Source organism: Mycobacterium sp. IDUB_24, from assembly GCF_055419385.1.
The window spans coordinates 93,516-116,843 of record NZ_JBVAXO010000006.1 but is presented as its reverse complement, the minus strand read 5'-3'; the positions used below and the strand labels follow the sequence as shown (position 1 = coordinate 116,843).

The 23,328-nt window shown below is 66.5% G+C and carries 16 protein-coding genes and 1 tRNA gene; 6 read left to right on the top strand and 11 right to left on the bottom strand.

The window, feature by feature from the left end:
* Window position 1: 1 nt before the first annotated feature.
* Window positions 2-2,065, bottom strand: a complete 2,064-nt coding sequence (locus tag ACZYZF_RS20850) for an acyltransferase family protein (protein WP_463836699.1) — start codon at window positions 2,063-2,065, stop codon at window positions 2-4.
* Window positions 2,066-2,272: 207 nt separating this feature from the next.
* Here ACZYZF_RS20850 and ACZYZF_RS20845 point away from each other — a divergent pair, with 207 nt between their 5' ends.
* The 3 genes from ACZYZF_RS20845 to ACZYZF_RS20835 are packed head-to-tail and all read left to right on the top strand — an operon-like array spanning window position 2,273 to window position 6,101.
* The gene (locus ACZYZF_RS20845; protein ID WP_463744547.1) at window positions 2,273-3,484 is read left to right on the top strand and encodes an acyl-CoA dehydrogenase family protein; all 1,212 of its coding nucleotides are present in this window, start codon (window positions 2,273-2,275) and stop codon (window positions 3,482-3,484) included.
* Window positions 3,481-4,944, top strand: a complete 1,464-nt coding sequence (locus tag ACZYZF_RS20840; RefSeq protein ID WP_463836866.1) for an aldehyde dehydrogenase family protein — start codon at window positions 3,481-3,483, stop codon at window positions 4,942-4,944. Before ACZYZF_RS20845 ends, ACZYZF_RS20840 begins: the two co-directional genes overlap by 4 nt.
* On the top strand, window positions 4,941-6,101 hold the full coding sequence (locus tag ACZYZF_RS20835; RefSeq protein WP_463836698.1) for a CaiB/BaiF CoA transferase family protein: 1,161 nt from the start codon (window positions 4,941-4,943) through the stop codon (window positions 6,099-6,101). The genes ACZYZF_RS20840 and ACZYZF_RS20835 overlap by 4 nt, the downstream gene beginning before the upstream one ends.
* Here ACZYZF_RS20835 and ACZYZF_RS20830 read toward each other — a convergent pair.
* Window positions 6,061-7,554, bottom strand: coding sequence for a PucR family transcriptional regulator (locus ACZYZF_RS20830; RefSeq protein ID WP_463836697.1), 1,494 nt, complete (start codon window positions 7,552-7,554; stop codon window positions 6,061-6,063). The genes ACZYZF_RS20835 and ACZYZF_RS20830 overlap by 41 nt on opposite strands.
* Before the next feature lie 242 nt (window positions 7,555-7,796).
* Between ACZYZF_RS20830 and ACZYZF_RS20825 the strand changes: the two genes are divergently transcribed.
* Window positions 7,797-7,946: a hypothetical protein gene (locus tag ACZYZF_RS20825; protein ID WP_463836696.1), complete on the top strand. Its 150-nt coding sequence runs from the start codon at window positions 7,797-7,799 to the stop codon at window positions 7,944-7,946.
* 84 nt (window positions 7,947-8,030) lie between these two features.
* Here the strand turns inward: ACZYZF_RS20825 and ACZYZF_RS20820 are convergent, their stop codons facing one another.
* Window positions 8,031-8,777, bottom strand: coding sequence for an SDR family oxidoreductase (locus ACZYZF_RS20820; RefSeq protein ID WP_463836865.1), 747 nt, complete (start codon window positions 8,775-8,777; stop codon window positions 8,031-8,033).
* Window positions 8,778-8,787: 10 nt separating this feature from the next.
* Window positions 8,788-10,233 (bottom strand): DHA2 family efflux MFS transporter permease subunit, encoded by a 1,446-nt coding sequence (locus ACZYZF_RS20815; protein ID WP_463744550.1) that lies wholly within the window; start codon window positions 10,231-10,233, stop codon window positions 8,788-8,790.
* A gap of 208 nt (window positions 10,234-10,441) precedes the next feature.
* Between ACZYZF_RS20815 and ACZYZF_RS20810 the strand changes: the two genes are divergently transcribed.
* Together ACZYZF_RS20810 and ACZYZF_RS20805 are read left to right on the top strand one after the other, a co-directional pair.
* On the top strand, window positions 10,442-11,881 hold the full coding sequence (locus ACZYZF_RS20810; protein WP_463836695.1) for a TIGR00366 family protein: 1,440 nt from the start codon (window positions 10,442-10,444) through the stop codon (window positions 11,879-11,881).
* 35 nt (window positions 11,882-11,916) lie between these two features.
* Window positions 11,917-12,693, top strand: coding sequence for a hypothetical protein (locus ACZYZF_RS20805; RefSeq protein WP_463836694.1), 777 nt, complete (start codon window positions 11,917-11,919; stop codon window positions 12,691-12,693).
* An 82-nt stretch (window positions 12,694-12,775) separates the two neighbouring features.
* Here ACZYZF_RS20805 and ACZYZF_RS20800 read toward each other — a convergent pair.
* The 7 genes from ACZYZF_RS20800 to ACZYZF_RS20770 all read right to left on the bottom strand — a co-directional run bounded on the left by ACZYZF_RS20800 (window position 12,776) and on the right by ACZYZF_RS20770 (window position 23,288).
* Window positions 12,776-12,852, bottom strand: a tRNA-Met gene (locus ACZYZF_RS20800).
* An 86-nt stretch (window positions 12,853-12,938) separates the two neighbouring features.
* Window positions 12,939-14,360, bottom strand: coding sequence for an FAD-binding oxidoreductase (locus ACZYZF_RS20795; protein ID WP_463836693.1), 1,422 nt, complete (start codon window positions 14,358-14,360; stop codon window positions 12,939-12,941).
* 114 nt (window positions 14,361-14,474) lie between these two features.
* Complete coding sequence (locus tag ACZYZF_RS20790) at window positions 14,475-17,891, bottom strand: BTAD domain-containing putative transcriptional regulator (protein WP_463836692.1); 3,417 nt, start codon at window positions 17,889-17,891, stop codon at window positions 14,475-14,477.
* A 47-nt stretch (window positions 17,892-17,938) separates the two neighbouring features.
* Window positions 17,939-18,469 carry a hypothetical protein gene (locus ACZYZF_RS20785; protein WP_463836691.1) on the bottom strand — a complete coding sequence of 177 codons (531 nt, stop codon included), beginning with the start codon at window positions 18,467-18,469 and terminating at the stop codon, window positions 17,939-17,941.
* Complete coding sequence (locus tag ACZYZF_RS20780) at window positions 18,466-19,641, bottom strand: type VII secretion target (protein WP_463836690.1); 1,176 nt, start codon at window positions 19,639-19,641, stop codon at window positions 18,466-18,468. Before ACZYZF_RS20780 ends, ACZYZF_RS20785 begins: the two co-directional genes overlap by 4 nt.
* A gap of 25 nt (window positions 19,642-19,666) precedes the next feature.
* On the bottom strand, window positions 19,667-20,188 hold the full coding sequence (locus tag ACZYZF_RS20775; RefSeq protein ID WP_463836689.1) for a WXG100 family type VII secretion target: 522 nt from the start codon (window positions 20,186-20,188) through the stop codon (window positions 19,667-19,669).
* Window positions 20,189-20,282: 94 nt separating this feature from the next.
* Window positions 20,283-23,288 (bottom strand): UPF0182 family protein, encoded by a 3,006-nt coding sequence (locus tag ACZYZF_RS20770; protein ID WP_463744558.1) that lies wholly within the window; start codon window positions 23,286-23,288, stop codon window positions 20,283-20,285.
* Window positions 23,289-23,328 lie beyond the last annotated feature (40 nt).

The following is a 23,328-nucleotide window of genomic DNA, read 5'->3' as shown; positions in this document are numbered from 1 at the left end:
GCTACCACCAACCGAGGGCGTCGGACATCTGCCGCGCCAACTCGGTGGTGAGGGTGCGCACATAGGTCGCCGACAGATGGTGAGCGTCGTGGTAGACCAGCACATTGCCCTCGACAGCGCGACAGATCGTCGGCCGGCACACCGCATCGCTGAGGTCCAGGGCCTTCATCAGCGGATAGTCGGCCAGGTGATCGAGAGTCGGATTGCGCTGGGCCAGCGCTTCGTTGCGCGGCACCCCGCAGGACTCGGCGTCACCACCGCGCGACAGACAGTCCACCGGCGAGAAGAACCATCCGTCACGGATCATCCACGGCGTATCACGCATGCCGAGCATCGGGATTCCCTTGGCGGACAAGTCATCCCAAATTCCCAGGTAGTAGTCGGGCACATAGTCGCCCTGGCCGTTGAGGATCGGGCGCGTCGAGGTGAAGAACACGTAGTCCGGCCGGTCGGCGATGATCTGCGCCAAGGCGTTGTCCGACCACGTCCGACAAGACGGGTATTTCTCAAAGGACCCCGCGATGATCGGCATGCGCTTGGTGGTCAGCGGACATCCGAACTTCAGGTAAGTGGTCACCTTGAAGCCGTGTTGACGCCCGATCTGATGAAGCGCGGTCAGCCAGTGCTCGGAGTGCGACCCACCGGCCAACGCAATCGTGTGGGCGCCCTTGGGATCTCCGTACACGCACGTGACGACCTCATCACCGGTGAATCCCGTGACGCAATGGTCGATCGACGACGGCGGGATGTCGTCATCTGCCTCCAGCGCGCTCGGGCGCATGGGCAACTTAGCCACTCGGTGATTCCCGATGAGCGCCTGCGCGCCTGGATAGTCGCGGATCGGGAGCATGCCGAGTTCGGCACCGCTGGCGCGGGCCAGGGCCACATGGCCCTGCCACATCAGCGACATCGCGACGAGCATCACCGCGACCAACAGCGCAACCGCACCCGATACCATCCGCATGCCGGCCCCACGGCGCCACGGCAACTGGGCCCACCGCACGGTGAACACCGTCAATAGCACCGCGACCAGCATGACCGCCATACCATCGACCGGGCCGACGGCATCGTCGTTGATCGTCGCCAACCAGAAGATCAACAACGGCCAATGCCACAGGTAGAGCGGATAGGCCATCGCCCCGACGGCGACCACCGGGGCGCTGCGCAAGAATTCGCTCGTCCTCGATGACGTCTCCTCGACGCCGCTGACGATGATCAGCAGCGTCGCGGCCACCGGAATCAACGTCCACACGCCCGGGGACTGCACGGTCCGATCGGTGAGTACACCGCACACCAGGATTGCCGCCAACCCGGCTGCCGTCGCACCGGCCCGCGACCAGCCGCGCCACCGGATTCGGCCCAACGGGCCGGCCACGAACGCCGCCGCCATCACCCCGGCCAACAGCTCCCAGGCCCGAGCGACCGTGCTGTAGTAGCCGAGCATCGGGCTGTCGAACTGCGTGGTGACCGCGTAGTACAACGATGCCGCCATCGCGGTGCCGGACACGACCACCAGAACCGTGCGTCGCGCCGCACCACCCCGACGCAGCGTCAGCGCAACGACCACAGCAGCCAGCACGAACAACGCCAGCGCGAACTGGCCCAGCACCGAGACGGCCCACAGGTGGTGCAACGGGGTCACCGCCTCACCGGCCTGCACATAGTCGTCAGCCGACTGGAGCAACTGCCAATTCTGGTAGAAGCCCACGCCGGCGAGGGTCTGCTCGGCGAACGACTCCCACCGGGTCTGCGGCTGGACGAGTACGGTCAGCACCGCGGAAACGACCAGCACAAAAACCAGCGGCGGCACCACCCACCGCACCACCCGGCCCGCCTCGGCGGCCAGGGTTGACCCGCTCGCGGTACCGATGCTGCGCAGGACGCGACCGCCGACGAAGTAGCCGGACAGGACCAGCAGGACATCCACGCCGCCAGACGCCCGCCCAAGCCAGAAATGGCACACGACCACCATCACGATGGCCACACCGCTCAATCCGATCAGGTCATCGCGAACCCGCCGCGCAGCAGCAGGAACGCGAACCGGATCGTCAACAATCAACTGCACGCTGAACTTTCCCTGGGCTGTCTTCGCCGGTCACTGACGACGAGAACACCCTGGGGCACGCCGTTCGCCGCACCGAGCATAGGCCACCGGATCAGGTGGTCAAGGTGAGCCGCCGAGCAGCCCGGGAGGCCCTTCCGGACATCTGAAGCGCATCGCTTGTACGAAACGGCCATAGGCATATTTGCCCCGCAAATCTAGCCTTGAGGCATGACTGCCACTGCCACACCGGCCGCCAAGAAGTCCACCTACCGGCCGTTGGAGCTGTTCGACACCGACCGCCTGCTCGATCAGGACGAACGCGAGATCGCAGCGACGGTACGCAAGTTTGTCGATACCCGGCTGAAGCCAAACGTCGGCGAATGGTTCGAATCGGCCACCCTGCCCAGAGAGCTGGCCAAGGAGTTCGGCAGGCTCGGCGTGCTCGGCATGCACCTGCAGGGTTACGGCTGCGCGGGCACCAATGCCGTCAGCTACGGCCTGGCCTGCATGGAACTGGAAGCCGGGGACAGCGGATTCCGCAGCTTCGTCTCCGTCCAGGGCTCGCTGTCGATGTTCTCGATCTACCGCTATGGCTCAGAGGAACAGAAGAACGAATGGCTTCCCCGGCTGGCCACCGGCGACGCGATCGGCTGCTTCGGCCTGACCGAGCCCGACTTCGGCTCCAACCCCGCAGGCATGCGCACCCGCGCAAAGCGCTCTGGCGCCGGAGAAAACGCAGACTGGGTGCTCAACGGCACCAAGATGTGGATCACCAACGGCAACCTCGCCGACGTGGCCACCGTGTGGGCACAGACCGACGACGGGGTTATCAGAGGCTTCCTGGTGCCCACCGACACCCCGGGCTTCACCGCCAACGAGATTCATCGCAAACTCTCGCTGCGCGCCTCGGTGACCTCCGAGCTCGTGCTGGACAACGTCCGGTTGCCCGCCTCGGCGCAACTGCCGCTGGCCGACGGACTGTCCGCACCACTGTCGTGCCTCAACGAAGCCCGGTTCGGCATCGTGTTCGGGTCTCTCGGCGCCGCCCGCGACAGCCTGGAGACCGCGATCGACTACGCGGGCTCGCGCGAGGTGTTCGACAAGCCGCTGACCAGCTACCAGCTCACCCAGGAAAAGCTGGCCAACATGACCGTCGAACTCGGCAAGGGAATGCTGCTGGCGATCCACCTCGGCCGCATCAAGGACGCCGAAGGTGTTCGGCCCGAGCAGATCAGCCTGGGCAAGCTCAACAACGTCCGCGAAGCCCTGGCCATCGCACGGGAATGCCGGACCCTGTTGGGCGGCAGCGGAATCACCCTCGAATACTCACCACTGCGCCATGCCAACAACCTGGAATCCGTCCTCACGTACGAGGGCACCTCCGAGATGCATCTGCTCTCCATCGGCAAGGCGCTGACCGGGCAGGCGGCCTTCCGCTGATGACCGTCGCCATCAAGCACCTGATCGGCGGACAGTGGGTGCCCGGCACCGGCGACGAGCTACTCAGTGTGAACCCGGCACAGCCGAGTCTGATTGTGGCTCAGGGAAGTAACGCACGGCTATCCGATGTCGACGCCGCGGTGGGTGCCGCCACTGCAGCCGCGGCGCCCTGGGCCACCGCGCCGATGCATCAGCGCGGCGCGGTCCTGCTCGGCGCTGCCGATATCGTCGACCGCAATGCGGAGGCGTGGGGGCTGGAACTGGCCCGCGAAGAGGGCAAGACGAAAGCCGAAGGCACCGGCGAGGTTCGGCGGGCCGCGCAGATCCTCCGCTACTACGGAAACGAGGGTGATCGGCAGGCAGGCGAGATCTTCGCCTCGCCCCGGGCCGGTGAACAGATCCTCATCACCCGCAAGCCGTTAGGCGTGGTCGGTGTGATCACCCCGTTCAACTTCCCCATCGCCATCCCGGCCTGGAAGATCGCACCCGCGTTGATCTATGGCAACACCGTCGTGTGGAAACCCGCGAGTACCGTTCCGCTGCTGGCGATTCGCCTCGCGCAGGCGCTCACCGAGGCCGGCCTGCCCGCCGGTGTGCTCAACCTGCTGATCGGCGGATCCGATATCGGCACCGCCATCGTCGACCACCCCGGCATCGACGGCATCACGTTCACCGGTTCCACCGGGGTCGGGCGGGGCATCGCCGCGGCCGCGGCCGCACGTGGCATCCCCGCGCAGGCCGAGATGGGCGGCAAGAACGCCGCCGTCGTCCTCGATGACGCCGATCTCGATCTGGCGCTCGAGCAGGTGATGCTCGGTGCGTTCCGCTCGACCGGGCAGAAATGCACTGCCACCTCCCGCCTGATCGTCACCGACGGGATCGCCGATACCTTCCTGTCCGCTCTGAGCCGGCGCGCGGCGGCCCTGATCGTCGGAGACCCGACCGACGATACGACGCAGATGGGTCCGGTCATCAACGACACTGCACACCAGTCTATTTCAGCCGGGATTCGTACCGCGGCCACGCAAGGTGCCACGGTTCTGACGGGTGGGCATCCCTATGCCGACGGTCCGCTCACGGCGGGCTACTTCGTCGCACCTACCATCGTCGAACTCAACAGTGCACCGGCCGATGTGTGGACCGACGAATTGTTCGGGCCCGTCCTCGCGGTCAAACGGGCCGCCGATGCCGATGCCGCGTTCGCGCTCGCCAACGACAGCGAGTTCGGCCTCTCTGCGGCGATCTTCACGCAGGACCTGACCCGGGCCCTGCAGGCTGTCGAGCAGATCGACGTCGGCGTGCTGCACGTGAACTCCGAGTCGGCCGGCGCCGATCCGCATGTGCCGTTCGGTGGCGCCAAGAAGAGCGGACTCGGCCCCAAGGAGCAAGGTGGCGCCGCGCGGGAATTCTTCACCCACACCACCACGGTGTACCTACGTGGCGGGCGGGCGCGCTCGTGACCGCCGGGGCGCTCGACGGGGTCGTCGTCGTGGATTTCAGCCGCGTGCTGGCCGGGCCGTACGCGACCATGATGCTCGGTGATTTCGGCGCGGAGGTCATCAAGATCGAACGCCCGGGTACCGGCGACGACACCCGGGCCTGGGGACCGCCCTACGATTCATCCGGTGTGGCAACGTATTTCAACGCCATCAACCGCAACAAGCGTTCGGTGGCACTCGACCTGACCGACCCGGGCGACCGGGATCGCGCCCGATCCCTGGTCGCGGGCGCCGACATCGTCGTCGAGAACTTCCGGCCGGGCACGATGGAGAAACTCGGCCTGGGGTACGAGGACCTGCGGGCGATCCGTCCCGATGTCATCTACTGCTCGATCACCGGATTCGGCCGCGACGGCGGTGCTGGATTGCCGGGCTACGACCTGCTGGTGCAGGCGGTCGGCGGATTGATGAGCGTCACCGGAACCGAACCCGGCGATCCCACCAAGGCCGGGGTGGCGCTGGTAGACGTGCTGGCCGGGCTGCATGCGCTGAGCGGGATCCTCGCCGCCCTGGCCCATCGCGACCGCACCGGGGTGGGCCAGCGCGTCGACACCAACCTGTTCTCGGTGTTGTTGTCCTCCATGGTCAATCAGGCTTCCGGGTACCTCGGCGCCGGTGCGGTGCCGCAGATCATGGGCAATCGCCACCCGAGCATCGCCCCATATCAGACCTTCGAAACCGCCGACCGGCCCATCGCCGTCGCTGTCGGCAACGACAAACAGTTCCGGTCCTTCGCCTCGGCCATCGGCGAACCTCAGCTGGCCGACGACCCCCGGTTCGGCACCAATCCGGAACGGGTTGCGCATCGGGATGCACTGTGCGCCGTCATCGAAACCGCGTTGAAGAACCACGGTGCCGACCACTGGTACGAGGTGTTGACCGCGGCGAGTATTCCGGCCGGGCCGATCAACGATCTGTCGGAGGCATTCGCCTTCGCTCGCGAACTCGGGTTGGAAGCAACAGTTCCGGTGCCCGGAACGCCCACACCGCAAGTGGCCAACCCGATCACGTTGTCGGCGACACCGGTCACCTACCGCAGCGGTCCACCACGGCTCGGCGCCGACCTGATGGACCGTCTCACCCCGACCGGCGAGACGCCAGCAGCTGCCAGGCCTTGAGCGCCAGCCATAGCTGTGCCCGGGTATCGGCGGACTCCAGGTCATCGCCCAACAGTTGACAGATACGCCGCATCCGGTTGCGCATGGTGTGGCGATGAACCGCGAGCTCGGCAGCCGCCGCCTCCATCTGACCGTTGCGACCGAGAAAGGCTGCCAGGGTGGGGATCAACTCGTCCCCACCGGCCAGCGAGTCCAACGGCGCTGCCAACACCCGGAGTTCGGCGGCACTCCGCCCCTCGAGCAGCACTGCCATCGCGCTGAGTTCACCGAATTCGCTGAACCGCCCGCCGCCGGAATGCGCCGCGATACGGGCCTGTTCCAACGCCGCGTGCAGATCGGCCAGCCCGGCCGGTCGGCTCACCCCACCACCGACCGTGATACCCGTCTGCTGCGCGAGCTCCTCCACGACGGTGCGGATACGACGTCGGCTCCCGGTCGCCGGAACCACGATGACGATCTCGTCACCCAGCGGAGCCATCAGAAACGAGGTCAGCACCCGGCCCAGTACATGCTGGGCTGTCAGCAACGGCCCCGCGCCGGTGAACGATGCCACCACGATGTCGCCGTCGGGTTCAAAACCGAAGTACCGCAACACCGCACTGTCCACAGCACCTGCGCCCGAAATCAGCTCGCGGGTCACCGCGATCCGCAGCAGTTGCTCGGCATCGACCACCCGGGCCGGCTTCTCGATCGCGATCGAGATCAGCGACACGGCATGCGCGACCAGGAACCGGTCGGCGTTGGACATCGGGGCGGACGTGCGCACCGCAAGCCGACCGCGAACGGGCTGGGCGGCCCGCAGATTCTGAATGGTGACGTAGGCGTCCCCATCGGTGGTGACATGGGCACCGTGCCGACGCGTCGGGCGCCCCTGCTCGCCCAGTACGGAGATCAGCCGTGCTTGGGCACCTCCCCCGGCAGCCAACACGGTGTCGTCGGTGTCGACCACCACGACCGTCGCCGACAGACAGTCGGCCAGCGCGTCGACCACTCCGGGGATGCCGCCCCGGAGTGTCGCCCGGGCCAGCACCTCCTGATCGTCGACGACCCGCTGCACCGAGCGCAGTTCGTCGGCCTTGAGCGCGTCGATCACCACGCGGGCGATCGCGATGAACGGCGTCGACGCGGGCACCTCGAGCACCGGGATCCCCAACTCGTCGCCGGCGGTGCGCACCGCCCGCGGGATGTCGGCAATCGTGGTGCCGGTGTCGATGGCCAGCGCTGCGGTCCCGGCCGCGGCCAGGCGCGCCACGTAGGCCGCTTGCGCTTCGGCGTCGGCTCCGATGTTGATGCCGGTCGTCATGACCAATTCACCACCGGCCAGATACGGGGTCGGGTCGGTCAACTCGATCGCATGCGCCCAGGAGATCTCACGGTCCGCGCCGCGCGCTCCGGCCACCAGCACGAGGCCGAGGCCGTCGACCTCGGTCAGGTCCCGCACGGTGAGTGCCACAGGAGAAGTCTTACCCCTTTTCGGCCGTCACCGGCATCACCTCGCGACCCCACTGTGACAGCGCACACTTACCTGCTGCGAAAGAGGTTGGGCTGTAGCGAAACTCACACTCTAAGAATTGCTTTTAGACAGCTGCTACGAGGACCATGGAGTTGTCCGTCCGGCGAGCGATCCTCGACGTGTGGACATCAGCAAAGACAATGGGTACCCGTGATCCGGGGCACTTTTTAGGAGTGAGAAGTATGTCCTTCGCACAGTTTCGCGCAAACCAGAAGCGCGCCAACATGCGGCGCCGCCTCTATGCGCGGATCAACGAAATGCCGAACTCGTCGGTTCGCGAAGAGTTGATCGCAGTCGTGCAGCGGCACGAGCTTCAGGATGCAGATCACTGAGACGACGTTTCCGCTGTACAGAGCCGGTGGCCCGAAGGCCTCCGGCTCTGTTGCTTTCGGCGGTTGATTTCACTGGCTGATCGGTCAGCCTCGGCCGAAGTACGGCATGGACCGCGCCATCACCGTCAGCGACGGCACCGAGACCTCCAGCGGCAGATCGACCAGATGCGCCACAGCGCGTGCGACATGCTCGACATCGAAAGTCGGCTCAGCCGCGAGACTTCCATCAGCCTGCAGAGTCTGGTGGCTGAATCCTGCGGTCATGTCGGTGGCGGCATTACCGATGTCGATCTGGGTGATGCAGATGTCGATATCGCGCAGATCCAACAACATTGACGCGGTCAACCCGCTCATCGCGTGTTTGGTGACGGTGTAGGCCAGGCTTTTGGGACGGGGCCGGTGCGCCGAGATCGATCCGTTGTTGATGATCCGCCCGCCCCTGGGCAATTGGGCGGCCATGACGCGAGCGGCTTCCCGCGCGCAGAACACCGCACCGTCGACATTCGTGCGCCACGTGGCGTGCCACTGCTCGTCGGTGATGTCGGCGACCGATGCCGACGGTCCGAACACCCCCGCATTGTTGAACAACACATCCACCCGGCCGTACGTCGACACCGCGTCGCCGAACAGCGCACGCACCGAGGCTGAATCCGTGACGTCGGTAGGCACGACGCGGGCGTTCGGGCGCCCACCGCCGGCCTCGACCAGCGGCTCGGCACGACGGCCCGCCAGCACCACCTGATGCCCGGCGTCCAACAGCACCTGGGCTGTTGCACGGCCGATGCCACTGCCCGCCCCGGTGATGATCACGACTTTCTGCACGGGTTCGATTGTGCCCGACCTAGTGTGTCGGCGTACCGCCCGCCGGGCTCGGCCGCGGCGCGGTGAAGAACGACCCGATCACGGCGAGCACGCTGATCACCGCGGCAGCCATGAAGGCCGCATGCACGCCAGGTAGATCCGGGGCCCCACCCGAGTGGGATGCCTTGGTCATCACCGTCACGAACAGCGCGGTTCCCGCCGCGCCACCAACCTGCTGCAGCGTCGTCAGGATGGCACTGCCGTGTGAATAGAACCGGTCAGGCAGGACTCCGAGTGCGTCAGTCATCAACGGGGTGAACATCATCGACAAGCCCAGCATCATGACCGACTGCAGGACAACCAGTTCCCACACCGGCGACGCCGCCGACAGCAGCGTGAAACCCCACAGCGACACGCTCAGCATCACCGATCCAGGTACGACCAGCAGACGGGCGCCGTGACGGTCATAGGCCCGCCCGACCAGCGGGCCGGCCAACCCCATCAACAGCCCGCCGGGCAGAGTCGCCAAGCCGGCGACCAACGCACTCTGCTTCAACACGTCCTGCACATACAGCGGCACCATGATGATGGCGCCGAACAGCCCCATGAAGCCGAGGACCACCAGGCTCAGCGACACCGAGAACCGCCGGTAGGTGAACGGCCGTAGATCCAGGAACGCGCGATCACGTCGCTGCAACTGAATCTGCCGCGCACCGAATGCCAGCATCGCCACCGCACCGATCACCATCGGCACCCACGCGGGTATCGACTGCTGACCGTGAGCGGACTCACCCATGAGCGACAGCCCGAACACCAAGCCCGCGAACGCAATCGCCGACATCGGCACCGAGACAGGATCGATCGGGGTCGGATCTTCCCGCTCATCATCGACGCGCAGCCATGCCAGACCGGCGCCGAGCGCCGCCAAGGCGATCGGCAGCACGATCCAGAACATCCACCGCCAGTCCAGTGAGCCCAGGATGAAACCTGACAACGTCGGTCCGATCGCCGGCGCGACGGCGATGACGATCGAGATGGTCCCCATCATCTGCCCACGCCGGTCGGCGGGGATCAGCATCATGACCGTCGTCATCAGCAGCGGCATCATCACCGCGGTGCCGCAGGCCTGCACGATCCGTCCAACCATGAGAGCCGCGAATCCCGGCGCCAACGCGGCCACCAACGTGCCGGTACAGAACAACGACATCGATGCCAAGTAGATGCCGCGCACCGGGTAGCGCTGCAACAGCGAACCCGACATCGGGATGACCACGGCCATGGTCAGCAGGAAGCCACTGGTCAGCCACTGCGCCGTACTCGCCGAAATATCCAGGTCGACGATCAGGGCCGGCAGCGCGACACTCATGATCGTCTCGTTGAGGATCATCACGAACGCCGAGCCGACCAACAGCGCGATGATGACGTTGGCGCTCGACTGGGCACGCGGATGCGTCGCGATCTCCCCCGTGCTCGGGCCCGTCGTCATTGCCACTCCCCTGTCTCCCCCGAGCTTGGTCTGCGCAAGCCACCCAGGGTAGGTGGGGCACCCGACATCAGGGAAACCAGTTTCGCCCCGAAATGATGGCGACCCGGCCGCTACGGGGCAGTTCTGGCGCTAAAGTCCGTGCCGAACCCGCCCTGATGGCGGTCGATGGCGGAGCCGACAGGGCGCCGAAAACGGCGAAGGTGGACCGATGACGACGAGCGAGGACCCTAAGGGCGCCAGTACGGCGCCGCAGACCGAGCCCGGGCGCCGCGGCGTCATGCAATCCCTCACCGCACTCTGTGTGCGCTATGTCGAACGCCTGATGCCGGACCCGTACCTGTTCGCCGTCATCCTCACCCTCATCGTCGCCGGCCTGGTCGCCTTTCTGGTGAAAGGCGCGACGCCTGACGGCATGCTCAAGGCCTGGTACGGCGGTGTGTGGGGTTCGCAAAACATCTTCACGTTCGCCTTCCAGATGGTCCTGATCCTCGTGACGGGCTACACGCTCGCCGAAGCGCCGGTCCTCAAACGCGCCATCGTCAACATCGCCGCGAAACCGAAAAACCAGGTCCAGGGCGCCCTGCTCTGTTTCGGTGTGAGCGCGGTCCTGTCCCTGCTGAACTGGGGACTCGGGCTGGTGGCCGGCGCGTTGGTCGCCCGGCAGGTCGCCAAGCGCTTCACCGACGCGCACTTCGGCTACCTCATCGCGGCGGCGTTCATGGGCTTCATCGTCTGGACACAGGGACTGTCATCGTCGATCGCGCTGGCGAACACCGACCCCAGCAGCCCGATCAACGTGATCCACAAGATCACCGACATCACCGTGCCGCTGAGCCTCACGATCTTCCAGCCCTACAGCTGGCTGTCGGTGATCGTCGTGCTGGCCCTGCTCGCGCTCGCGATCTGGCGCATGGAGCCCACGCAGAGCCTTGCCCCCGACCCCGCGGTGTTCGAAGACGAGGAGAACGCGGAGGCCGAGACGTCGGACCGCAAAAGGACGTTCGCCGAATGGCTGGAGAACCTGTGGATCCTCAATGTCCTCGTATTCGCCGCGGGCATGGCCTATTTCGTCCTCAGCGGTTTCGCACTGAACATCTCGTCGATGATCATGTTGTTCACGATCACGAGTGCCCTGCTGCACCGCACGCCGATCCGGTTCATCCGGGCGTTCACCGGCGCCGCCAAGGTGTCCGGTCCGCTGCTCCTGCAATATCCGCTCTACGGCGGTCTGGTCGGCCTGCTGGGTTACCACGCGAGCGAGGGAACCAAGCCGCTGCAGACGCTGCTGGCCGAGGCTGTCGTGAGCGGCGCGACGCAGCACACGCTGCCGTTCCTGACCTTCATCGGTTCGTTGATCATCAGCCTGTTCGTGCCCTCGGGCGGCGGGCACTGGGCGGTGCAGGGCCCGATAGCGGTCGACTCGGCGCTGGCGATCGGTCAGCAGTCGCCGGCGTATCTGGGGTTGATCTCCATGGCGGTCGCCGTCGGCGAGGGAGTGGCGAACATGATCCAGCCGTTCTGGCTGCTGCCACTACTCGCGATCGCGAAACTCAATGTCCGTCAGGTGATGGGCTTTACCGTCGTCGCGTTCTTGATCGGGGTGTTGGTGTTGGGTGCCACCACTCTCATAGCGCCCCATGTGATTTGACGGCGGTCCCCACTTCACCCGTCTAGGGTCGAAAAATGGGTGAGTCAACGGTGATACGCAGATTGGCGTCGGTGCTGGCCGTCACGTCGGTGATCAGCGCCGCGACGGCGTGCAATTCGGGCGGTTCCGGTAATCCGGAAACCACCGGCGACCCGGCGCCGACGATCACCACGGGCGCGTCGGGGACCGCTGACGCCGCAGCGTTCACGGGTTTCATCGAACCCGTCAAGGGCACCGAGGGAACCGTCACCTATCAGGTAGACCTCCCGCAGCTGCGCGGCGGAAACACCGCGGTGCGCAACAAGTTCAACACCGGAATGCGCGCCGCCTTGGACGACTACCTCAAGCCCACCGAGGACAACGCCCCGGTCACCATCGCGCCCGGGGTCCTCGGTGAGGACGACCGCAGCGAGGTATCCCACATCGGCACCGGCGCGGTGGCCGGCGTGCTCCTTGTCAACATCTTCGTCCACCATGCGGCGCATCCGTTCAACGCGGTATCGACGACGGTGACCAACGCGCACACGGCCGAGCCGATCATGATCACCGACCTGTTCACCGACCAGACCGCCGGGCTCACCGCACTCGTCGACGGCATCAAGGCCGAGATCGCCGGCGACGAGAAGCTGGCCAACCAGGCCGCGCCAGAGCCGGTCGCCGATCAGCTCGCCAATTGGGTGCCCGACGACGACGGCCTCGTCGTCTACCTGCCGGTGGCACACGTGCTCGGCGACTACTACCCGGTCACGGTGGACTGGGACGCGATCGCGGGCGTGCTCGCGCCGGGAATGCGGGAGACATTGACGATGTAACGGGGTTCGGATGGCCACCCGCGCCGCCTTGCCACTTGATAGAGAATGGCCCCCGGAGATAATCTCCGAGGGCCATTCTCACTGGTAGCGGGGACAGGATTCGAACCTGCGACCTCTGGGTTATGAGCCCAGCGAGCTACCGAGCTGCTCCACCCCGCGTTGCAAATACAAGATTACCGGGGTCTTAACCAGAGCTCCAAATCGGGTGCTCAGAGGTGGTTTTCGGCCCGAAAACCACTCGGATGTCAGCCGACGAAACGGACCACCTGACCGCACCGGAACACCCCGGCCGGGTCGTGCCGTTCGGCCAGCGCCGCCAGCCAGTGCCGAGTGTCCTCGTCGTAGACCCGGGCGGCCCGCCCGGCATCGTCGGAGGGAGCGAAGTTCGCGAGCTGGCCGCCGGTGGACCACTGCGACAGCGCCACGATGAGTGCGCCGGCCTGCGGCACCACGGCATCGGCGGACGGCGGGGCCAGGACCCCGGCGGTGCTCACCGCGAAGGCGGCGTCGCGATGGCAGAACGCGCTGCGATGGCGCCCCTCACGTGCCAAGGCGCCCCCGAGCAACCGGAGTTCGACGATCGTCTGCACCGAGCCCGAGTCAGGTCCGGCCGCACCCAACAGCACCTCGACCGTCTCAGGGGTCAATTCCCGCAACAGCGTGTGGTGTTCGTAGGTCGGCATCGGATCGACCGGATCGGCGTGCACCGCCCCGATTGCCGCGTACGGCAAGACCGAGACGGTGTCGAGCACCGGAGTGGCCACCGCACGCATCGGTGCCAGCAGCCGTTCAGCCCTGGCGAAGTCGCCGACGTGACCGTCTGCGCTCCTCACGTGCGCCGCGGCATACCGCACCGCCACCGTGAACCGGCCGGCCAACGGCTCGGGAACTCCCGGGAGCGGCGGAAGCTGTTGCAGTGCAATAGACGTCGAGACGGATTCGGGGAGGTCGACACACCAGCTGGCCCACTGCCGCAGCACCGCTGCGGCATCGGCACCGTCGAAAAATACCGCGCCACCGTAGAACTCGGCGATCGGCAGCAGTTCGATCTCGACGGTGGTGACGATGCCCAATGTCGACTTCCCGCCACGCAGCCCCCAGAACAGCTCGGCGTTCTCCTCCGGCGAGGCACGCAAGAGCTCCCCTGCCCCGGTGACCAGTTCGAAGGACCGCACATAGTCCGAGGACAAGCCGAGTGTGCGCACCAACGGTCCGATCCCGCCGCCGGTGAGGAAACCCACCACCCCGACTCCCGGCGCGGATCCGGACACTCCGGCCAGGCCGTGCGGCGTCGCCGCATCGAGCACGTGCTGCCAGGTGGCTCCGGCCGCCACCCGCGCGGTGCGTGTTGCCGGGTCCACGGTGCAGCTGGTCATCCCAGAGGTCACCACCAGGATCGTGTCGGAGGCGACGGCCATGGCGCCGTGGCCGGTGGCCTGGACGCCCACCCGAAATCCCCGGGCCGAGGCGAACCGCACGGTGTTGGCGATGTCGTAGGCCGACGTCGCCAACACCACCGCGGCCGGTTCCACGGTGGCCGCCAAATTCCACGGGGTGGCCTGCTCATAGCCGGCCTCCCCCGGCAGCGCGACGGGGGCGGCGACGTGGGCGCGGAGGCCCTCCAGCGCGTCGTCCAAGCCGTCGTGCGGGAGTTCGGTCAGGGTCATCGGGGTCCTCTCAGAATGCAGCCCAGCAGTCCGGGCGAAGTGTCGGCCTACAGCATCACCGCAACCGCTTGGCGTTCACTTGGCGGCCGGCTCAAGAACGCGGCAAGCCCCCGGTCACGCCAGCGTCAGCGCGCGGGCCGCCAGCCCGACCATGCCCACCGTCTCAGCCTCGGCAGCCAGCTTGCGCGCCGCCTCACGCCGCGCCGAGCCGTCCCCGCCGAGTACCGGGTCGAGTTGGCAACGCAACAGCGCACACCGCAGCTGGGTGGGCTTGGCCCCGGTGCGGTCCGCGATGTCCTCGGCCAGGGCCAGATCCACCAGCGCCCGCCGGTGATCGCCCCGCAGCGCGTGCAGTCGGGCGGTCGCCAGCGCCACCGGCCCCGCGTGCCCTACCTGCCCGATCATCGCGACGCGGTCGGTGAACGGTTCCAGTGCCGCGAGCAGGTCGCCCGCATACTCGTCCAACGCGTAGTCGACAGCCAGGTGCGCCATCCAGGCGGCCTCCCCCAGACCCGTCCACACCTGCCCACGGCCCGCTTCGGCGCGCCAATCATCCAGCCGGGCAATCGCATCGGCGGGTGAACCCTTGACGGCGGTGAGCAGAGCGGTGTGCACCAGCGCCTCCATCCCGCGCCCGCCGGAATCATCGTCAGACTGTGCGAAGGTGAGGCCCGCCCCGACTGGCCCACCTGTCTCCCGCAGCAGGGTCACCTCGGCCAGTAGACCGCTTCCGGCGCCGTAGAGTTCGGTCTGCTCGTGCACGCGCGCCGCGATCGCGTGGTGACGGCCCGCCTCGGCGAAGTCACCGCGCCAGATCGCCAGCACCGATTCCATCCAGCGCAACTGGGCACGCAGCACGGGGAGTTGTAGTTCCTCGCTGCCCGCCATTCCGGCGCGCAGGTGCCGCTCGGTCAGGTCGATGTCGCCGAGATTCATCGCCGCCATGGTCGCGACCGAGTGCGCGATCACCGTGTCCTCACGGGATCTGCTGTGCTGTAGCGAATTCAGGCGATCGATCCAGTCGAACGTCGCGGCACTGAATTCGGCCACACCCGAGTAGCTGATGAGCCGGGCCATCAACGTGTCGGCGATGACGTCGGGATCGCCTGTGCTCTTTGCCAACTGATCGGCCCGGTCGAGATGCTCGGCGACCACCGTGGGATCCGGGTGGTAGCAGCGGCCCACTGCCAGCGCCGCCAGGACCCGCGCCTCGGCCGCCGGATACGCCGTCGACATCGCCGCGGCCTCCTCCAACAAGACCAGCAACGGGCCGGGGTCATGGCCTGGCGCCAGCCAGGGCCAACCCCCGCTGGCACGCAGGAGCGCACTGGCCACCCTCCCGGCGGTGTCGGCCCGCTCACTGCGCAGCGCCTCGGCGAGATTCCGCTTGACGGCGTCCAGTACCAGACGCCCCCGGCCCGCACGCGAATGCGCGTCGAGCATGGCCACCGTCAATTCGTCGCGCTCGGCGTCATTGCGCGCCGGTGCCGGCAACCGGTCGTAGGCGTCGAGCGCCGCCTGCCACCACCGCGCGGCGATGTCCGAACTCCACCGCTGGGTGGCCTGCTCGGCGGCCAACCGACAGGCAGCTACCACCGCCTGCGGATCGGCCAGCGGTTGGGCGGCCACCAGATGCTGGGCACGCCTCGTCACCGCTTCCTCGGAGGCGCTGTCCGCCAACGCATCCGCTACCTGTAAGTGGAGGCGGTGACGACGCATGGCCGGCAAACCGGCAATCAAGTGCTCACGCAACAGTCCGTGGGCGAAGGCGTAGCCGTCGCCGTTGTGGGCGCTCACCACAATCCGTTCGTCGGCGGCTGCGTCGAGGTGATCGGCAAGGCTGTCGAGGTCGAGCCCTGCCACGCGCGCCAGCACCGGCACCGCGTCGGCGTCGATCGCGTCGCCTATCACCGCTGCCACCCGCACCAGTCCCACGACCTCCGGCGGCAGTCCGGCCAACCGCCGGTCGAGCACCGACTTCACCGCGACAGGTATCTCGTCACGCTCGACGCGCGGCAATCTCGCGTACTCGGAGATGAAGAACGGATTACCACCGGTACGTTCGGTCAGTACGCTGGCCTCGGCGTCATCGACGAAGTCCTCGGCGATCTGATTGACCAGTACCGCAACATCTTCCGATGACAGCGCGGTCAGGGTCAGGTGCCGGTTGCCCGCACCACGGGCCACCGTCGCCAGCAGCCGGGCAACATCTGTGACGTGTTCGCCGTCGCGGACCGTGAGAATTACGGCGATCGGGTGGCCCCACAGCGCACCGGCGATGTAGGCCAGACATGCCGCAGAGGTCGAATCCGCCCACTGCACATCGTCGATCACGACCATCAGCGGACGGCGCGCCGACTCCAGGAGCGTCTGCACCCGCTCGTACACGCGGAACCGCGCGGTGTCGGGATCGGCGTCGCCAGGCACTTCCAGCACCTCGTCAGGGTCACCACCCAGGCCTCGGACCAGCTGCCGCATCGGCCACCACGGCGGAGTCGACGGCCCGTCGGGGCAACTCACCCAGACCGCATCGGAGGAGAACCGGTCGTCGATCTCCTCGGCCAGGCGCGTCTTTCCAATTCCCGGCGGACCGGACAGCACCAGCCACCGGGTCTCGCCCGCACGGACATCGACGAGAAGGTCTGCGGCGATATCCAATTCGCGACCGCGGCCGATCAGCGCCCCGCGCCCGCAACCAGGAGCTACAGACTCGACCACCGGCGCGGCAGGGGTATGTACCTCAGCGGCGCCGCTCCACTCCGGGGACCGGGGCCAGGCCGCGAGCTCCGGCGCCTGACGGAGGACCGCGGTCTGCAAATCGCGTAGGTCCACCCCCGGTGTCAGACCCAACTCCTCATCGAGCTCACGAGAGTAGCGGGCATAGATCTCCAGCGCCTCCGAAGCCCGTCCCGACCGGTATTGCGCGAGCATGTGCAGCCACGCACCGCGATCGGAAAGTGGTTCGGCTGAACGCAATTCCGATATCGCGGTCAGCGCCGCCGGGACGCGCCCGAGCGCCAGCAGGGCTGTGATCCGGTGATCGAGGCATTCGTTGCGCACCTCCCGCACGCGCGCGGCATCCCTTGTGACCCAATCCTGGTCCCCCACGTCCTCGAGAAGGTCTCCCCGCCACAGCGCCAGAGCGTCGTCGGCGGCGCTCAGCGCCTCGACCCAACGTTCCTGCTCCACCGCCGCCGCAGCCCGGGCGCAGCAGTCTGAGAACACCGCGACGTCGACCGAACCGGCGGGCACGTCCAGGTAGTAGCCCGGGGGCTGACGCACGATCGGCGAGGCCGTCGCAGCACCGTCGCGCAATGCCCGACGTAGATGGGAGATATAGACCTGCAGGCTGGCGGTGGCACTGGACGGAGGATCCTCACCCCACACGCCGCTGATCAGCCGGTCAACCGAGACGACCCGCCCTTGCGCGAGCAACAACATCGCCAGCACGGCCCGCTGCTTGGGTGCACCGATCTCAACGGTCGCGTCGCCACGCACCACCTGCAGCGGCCCCAGCAAACGAAAGTGCACCGACGCAGCATAATTGTCGGCGCCACCACCCGGCGAGCAGATACTGCTCACTTCTTTTGCGGCGTGCACACCCCCGCGAACTCCTTGCCTTCCTTCTCCGCCACACCCGCGGCGTCGAGCCAACCGACGCCGTCGAAGAAGAAGGTGTCGGCCGGGTGACTGTCCGATCCGGCGACGACCTCAGCCGTCCGAGCAGTCGCGGGGTACCCCCCAGGCGTGGACTGCACATTGAGAAACAAATATTCCTCTGTGCGCCAATCGAAGTCAGGCGGCGGCGCTTCCGTCACGGTCAGACCCGGATAGGGTCCACCGACGGTGAACCGGTCGAGAGTCGCCGTACCGGAGGTATCGGTCAACACGAGCTTCGGGCCAAATCCAAACCCGACCTCCACCGACCGCACCCCGACGCAGCCCGGCGGCACCCAGATCTCCAGCTTGCCGTCGGTGACCCGCGCACCGAACGCCGGCCGCATCGGGGCGGCGGACGGCGCATCCGACCATCGGCGGTCCTCGGTTCGGCAAGCGGTGAGCCCCACCGCCACCAGCAGCGTCAACAGGACGGCCAGCCAGGACCTCACGAATAACCCCCGTCGGACAAGCCGGCATCGCGTTCCAGCGGGTTGATGCCGGTCTTCTGTTCGATGAGCGCACCCAATCCGTAATCCCGTGCCATCCAGGCGAATCCCTTCTGTGCCCACTGCTCGGAATGGCGCTCCTCGTGGTGCAACAAGCGGTCGAGGTCGAGGGTGCTCTGGAACGGCACACCGCTGTTATCTTGTCCCCAGTTGGCCCCCGATTGGATGATCGTGCTCAGCTGGTCCGCCGGATCCTTGGATCCGTCGATGTTCATCACGAACACATCGCCGTAGGTCGTCCCACCGTGGACGCCGATCTTGTCCATCACCGGGCCGCCCAGACCCATCAGCATTCCGTTGGGGGTCGTGGCCAACGATCCCCCGCCGCCCTTGTCGAAAATCTGGTCATAGCTCCACGAGTTCGCGTTCTGTCGATCGATGATGCGCTGCACCTCGGAGGCCGAGTAGGGCGTTTCCTCGAAATCGTTCTGAACATCATCGGCAGTGCCCAGCACGCCGTCGCTGCCGGCCTCGGCGGCGTCGTAGTCGGTGCCGGCGTTGAGGATGTAGGTCATCACCACCGCCTTCTTCGCATCCTCCTTGCTGGTGCCGGGCGGCAGGATGAAGAACGACTTGCCGTCCTTGTCCTTGACCTCCCGCAGTCCGTTGAGCACGTCGAACGACTGCGGGGTGATGTTCTGCTGACGGGCGATATCGACCATGGTCTGCGGATCCACCCCGTGCTTGGACGCATTCTCCAGCCACTGAGCATATTTCGAACCCGGGACCACCGGTCCGGTGAGGAGCCCGGCATCACGCAACGCCTTCTCGTAGTCGTCGACCGGCGGATGCTCACCGGCGTCGGGCAGCTCGGCTGTCCCGGTGAAGTCGATACGTTCGGCGGCCTCGTCGTCGCCGCGCTCGTAACGGTCGGCGGCCACCCGTAGCTTCTGCGCGTACACCGTCACATCGCCACCGAGTAGCTTCGCCTGCTCGGTCAGCGCGGATCCGACCGTTCCGCACGCCGCCCCGACAGCCAGCGCGGGCATCGCCCCGGCGGCACCGGAGATGACCGGCCCCGCGCGATTTCCGCTGACGCCATGGCCCGCGGTGTCGAAGGTGGACGCCGTCTCCCGCATCGTCTGTTCATCGACCTCGAGAGTTGCGCTGCTCATGTCACGCAGCCCATATCCCGAGGCTTCATTTCACGAGCCCCTTGTTGATCCGGTCCATCTTGTTGGCCGTCGACTTGTCCGCCGCGTCGAATTCGGCCAACGCAGTCTGAATGGCCGTCTGCAGCGCCAAGCGCCGCATCCCCCACTTCAAGGCCAGCACGGGATAGGCCACCACCAGGGCCTTCAGCCGCCATCCCAGCGAGACCCGGCCCTCGTCGGAGATGTCGAACAGGTCCGCCTCGGGACTCGACACCAGATCCGACACCCGGCTGCGGATGCCGCCGAGTTCGGCACCACCGGAAGACATCGCGGTGTGCAGCGACTTGAGCCTGTCGCGGTAGAGCTCCTGATCGCCGAACATCTCGTTGGCGTGGCCCTGTGCGGTGTCGGACGCGGTACCCCGCCAGTCCGAGGCCAACCTTGTCAACTGCATGCGTTCGCGGGCGATTCGACTGTCGAGATCAGACGCCGCCGAAGCCACCTCACCGGCTGCTGACACCAGTTGCTCGGGATGGCTGGCCAGCACCTGCGAGATCGTCACCGCCACCAGCGACTCCTCATCCGTCCGCCGTCCACCGAACTATCGGTCCATTGTCACCCACCGGACCGGCCGGGGGACGCACCAATATTCGACGGAGAAGCTACTTCGACGAATCGAACTTCTTCATCGCATCGTTCAAGCGCTGCAACGCCTGACCGTACTTGCCGAAGTCACCGCTGCGCTGGGCATCCTGCGCCTCGGACAGTGCCGACTCGACTTCCTTGAGAGCCGCGGACTTGGCCGGCGACAACTGCACGGGTTCACCCGGCGGGATCGCTCCCGGCGGCGCGACAACCTGCGGGGCCTGGCCATCGGCATTGGCCGGTGGCTGGGCCGCCGGTGGCGCCTCGGGCGTCCCGGCCGCCTGCGGCTTGCTGTCGGTGGGCGCCACGTTGGTGGCGGTGGCGCCGGCCCCCGGGCCGAACAATTCGGTCAGGGCGTCGCTGACGGTCGGGCCGTAGCCGACCTTGTCGCCGTAGAGCATGGCCACCCGGATCAACCGCGGGTAGGTCGAGGCCGCGTCACTGGTTCCAGGCGATGCGTAAACCGGTGCAACATAGAGCAATCCACCGTCGGCCACCGGCAGGGTCAACAGGTTGCCCCACCGGATCCGGTTCAGGTTGTCCCGTCCGATCACACCGAGGTCCTGCGTCACCGCGGTGTCGGTACTGATCGCGTTGAATGCCTGTTTGGGGCCCTTGACCTCACCCGGGATGGTCAGCACGGTGAGCTTGCCGTAGGTCGCGGGATCCGAGCTGGCACTGACATAGGCGGCCAGGAACTCGCGCTGCAACCAGTTCAGCGCGCTGGTCAACTGGAACGACGCCGAACCGCTGTTGTTCACAAGGTCTTTGGCGACGATGTAGAACGGCGGCTGATAGCTGCTCGCGGTCGGGTTGGGATCCAGCGGCACGTTCCAGAAGTCAGCGTTGGTGAAGAACTTCACCGGATCGTCGACGTGGTACTTGGTCAGCAGCGACCGCTGAACCTTGAACAGATCCTCGGGATAACGCAGGTGCGCCTGCAGTTCCGGGGAGATGTCCGCCTTCGGTTTGACCGTGCCGGGGAACACACTCATCCAGGCCTTGAGCACCGGATCCTGTTCATCCTGGGCGTACAGCGTCACCGTGCCGTCGTAGGCGTCGACGGTCGCCTTGACCGAGTTGCGGATGTAGGACACCTGCTTGTCGGGGGCCAGCCGGTTGACCGCCACCTCGTTGGAGTCGGCCGTCGCACTCGACAGCGTCGTCAACTCCGAATACGGATAGTTGTCCAGGGTGGTGTAGCCGTCGACGATCCAGACCATGCGCTTGTTGACGATCGCCGGGTACACGGACGTGTCGGTGGTCAACCACGGCGCCACCGCCTCCACGCGCTCCGCCGGATCCCGGTTGAACAGGATCTTGCTGTTCTCACCGATCACGTTGGACAACAGGAAGTTCCGCTCGGCGAACTTGGCCGCGAACACCGACCGCGTCAACCAGTTGCCGATCGCCACACCGCCGGTGCCCGAATAGCTGTAGTTCTTGGTGTCGGTGTTCGTCTCGTAGTCGTACTCGCGGTCGACATCACCGTTCTTGCCGACGATCGCATAGTCGGCCGAGGTATCGGCGATCACGGGACCGAAGTAGACGCGGGGTTGGTCAAGCGGCGCCGGTCCGGGCGAGACAACCTTGCCGTTGGCGCCGACGACGCTGGCGAGGAACTCGGGGTAACCGCCGTTCTGGTTGGGGTCGTTCGCGATTCCACGCACCGTGTTGGCCGGCGAGGCGATGAATCCGTTGCCGTGGGTGTAGACGGTGTGCCGGTTGATCCAGTCGCGCTGGTTCTCGATCAGCCGGTCCGGGTTGAGTTCGCGTGCGGCGACGACGAAGTCGCGCAGATTGCCGTCAGGCCCGGCATAGCGGTCTATGGCCAGCTGATCCGGGAAGAAGTAGAAGTTCTTACCCTGCTGGAACTGGGTGAATGCGGGGCTGACGATCGTCGGATCGAGCAGCCGGATGTTCGACGTGGTCGCCCGGTCCGCAGCGACCTGCGCGGCGGTGGTCTGACCGTCGCTTTCGTAATTGCGGTACGTCACCGTGTCGTCGGTCAGGCCGTAGGCCTGCCGCGTCGCGGTGATGCTGCGTTTGATGTACTCGCTTTCCTTCTGCGCGGCGTTGGGCTTGACGCTGAACTGCTCGACGACCAGCGGCCACCCGGCACCGACCACCATCGAGCTCAGCAACAACAGCACCACACCGATGGCAGGAATCCGCAAGTCGCGCAGCACGATCGCCGAGAACACCGCCGCCGCACAGATCAGTGCGATCGCCAGCAGGATCAGCTTGGCCGGGAGTACGGCGTTGATATCGGTGTAGCCGGCACCGGTGAACGGCTTGGCAGCGCGCGTGTTGCTCAAAAGCTCGTAGCGGTCCAGCCAGTACGCGAATGCCTTGAGCAGGATCAGGAGGCCGACCAGGCTGATGAGCTGGATCCGTGCGGCACGGCTCAGCGCCCCGCTGCGCCCGGCCAGACGGATCCCACCGAATACGTAGTGCCCCAGTAGGTTCGCGACGAACGCCAGGAACGTCGCGACGAACAGATACGTCAGCACCAGCCGGTAGAACGGCAGATCGAACGCGTAGAAGCCCAGATCCCGACCGAACTGCGGATCGGTGATACCGAAGTCACTGCCATGCAGGAACAACTGCACCCGCACCCAGTAGCTCTGCGCAATCACACCGGCCAGCAGACCGATGAAGACCGGCACTCCGATCCCGAACAACCGCAGCCGGGCCAGCACGGTGGTGCGGTAGCGCGCCACCGGATCATTCGGGCCCGCCGCCGGGACGAACACCGGACGGGTCCGATAGGCCAGCGCCAGGCCGGCGAACACCACCACACCGATGAACAGCCCGACAACGACGAACACGATGAGTCGGGTGGCCAGCACGGTGGTGAACACCGACCGGTACCCCAGCTCGCCGAACCACAACCAGTCGACATAGCCGTCGACCACCCGAGGTCCGATCAACAGTGCCAGCACTGCCACCAGCGCCAGGCCGATCAGCATCCGGCTACGTCGCGTCAGCTTCGGCATCCTCGCCGCGGGCCGCATCCCCACTCGTGAACTCCCGTTTCAGCCTCGGTGGACTCGTGGCATG

What these genes read in the sequence shown, in the direction of transcription:
- ACZYZF_RS20845 (WP_463744547.1), top strand. Translation starts at nt 2,273, where the DNA reads ATGACTGCCACTGCCACACCGGCCGCCAAGAAGTCCACCTACCGGCCG.
- ACZYZF_RS20825 (WP_463836696.1), top strand. Translation starts at nt 7,797, where the DNA reads ATGTCCTTCGCACAGTTTCGCGCAAACCAGAAGCGCGCCAACATGCGG.
- ACZYZF_RS20815 (WP_463744550.1), bottom strand. Translation starts at nt 10,233, where the DNA reads ATGACGACGGGCCCGAGCACGGGGGAGATCGCGACGCATCCGCGTGCC.
- ACZYZF_RS20810 (WP_463836695.1), top strand. Translation starts at nt 10,442, where the DNA reads ATGACGACGAGCGAGGACCCTAAGGGCGCCAGTACGGCGCCGCAGACC.
- ACZYZF_RS20805 (WP_463836694.1), top strand. Translation starts at nt 11,917, where the DNA reads ATGGGTGAGTCAACGGTGATACGCAGATTGGCGTCGGTGCTGGCCGTC.
- ACZYZF_RS20795 (WP_463836693.1), bottom strand. Translation starts at nt 14,360, where the DNA reads ATGACCCTGACCGAACTCCCGCACGACGGCTTGGACGACGCGCTGGAG.
- ACZYZF_RS20780 (WP_463836690.1), bottom strand. Translation starts at nt 19,641, where the DNA reads ATGAGCAGCGCAACTCTCGAGGTCGATGAACAGACGATGCGGGAGACG.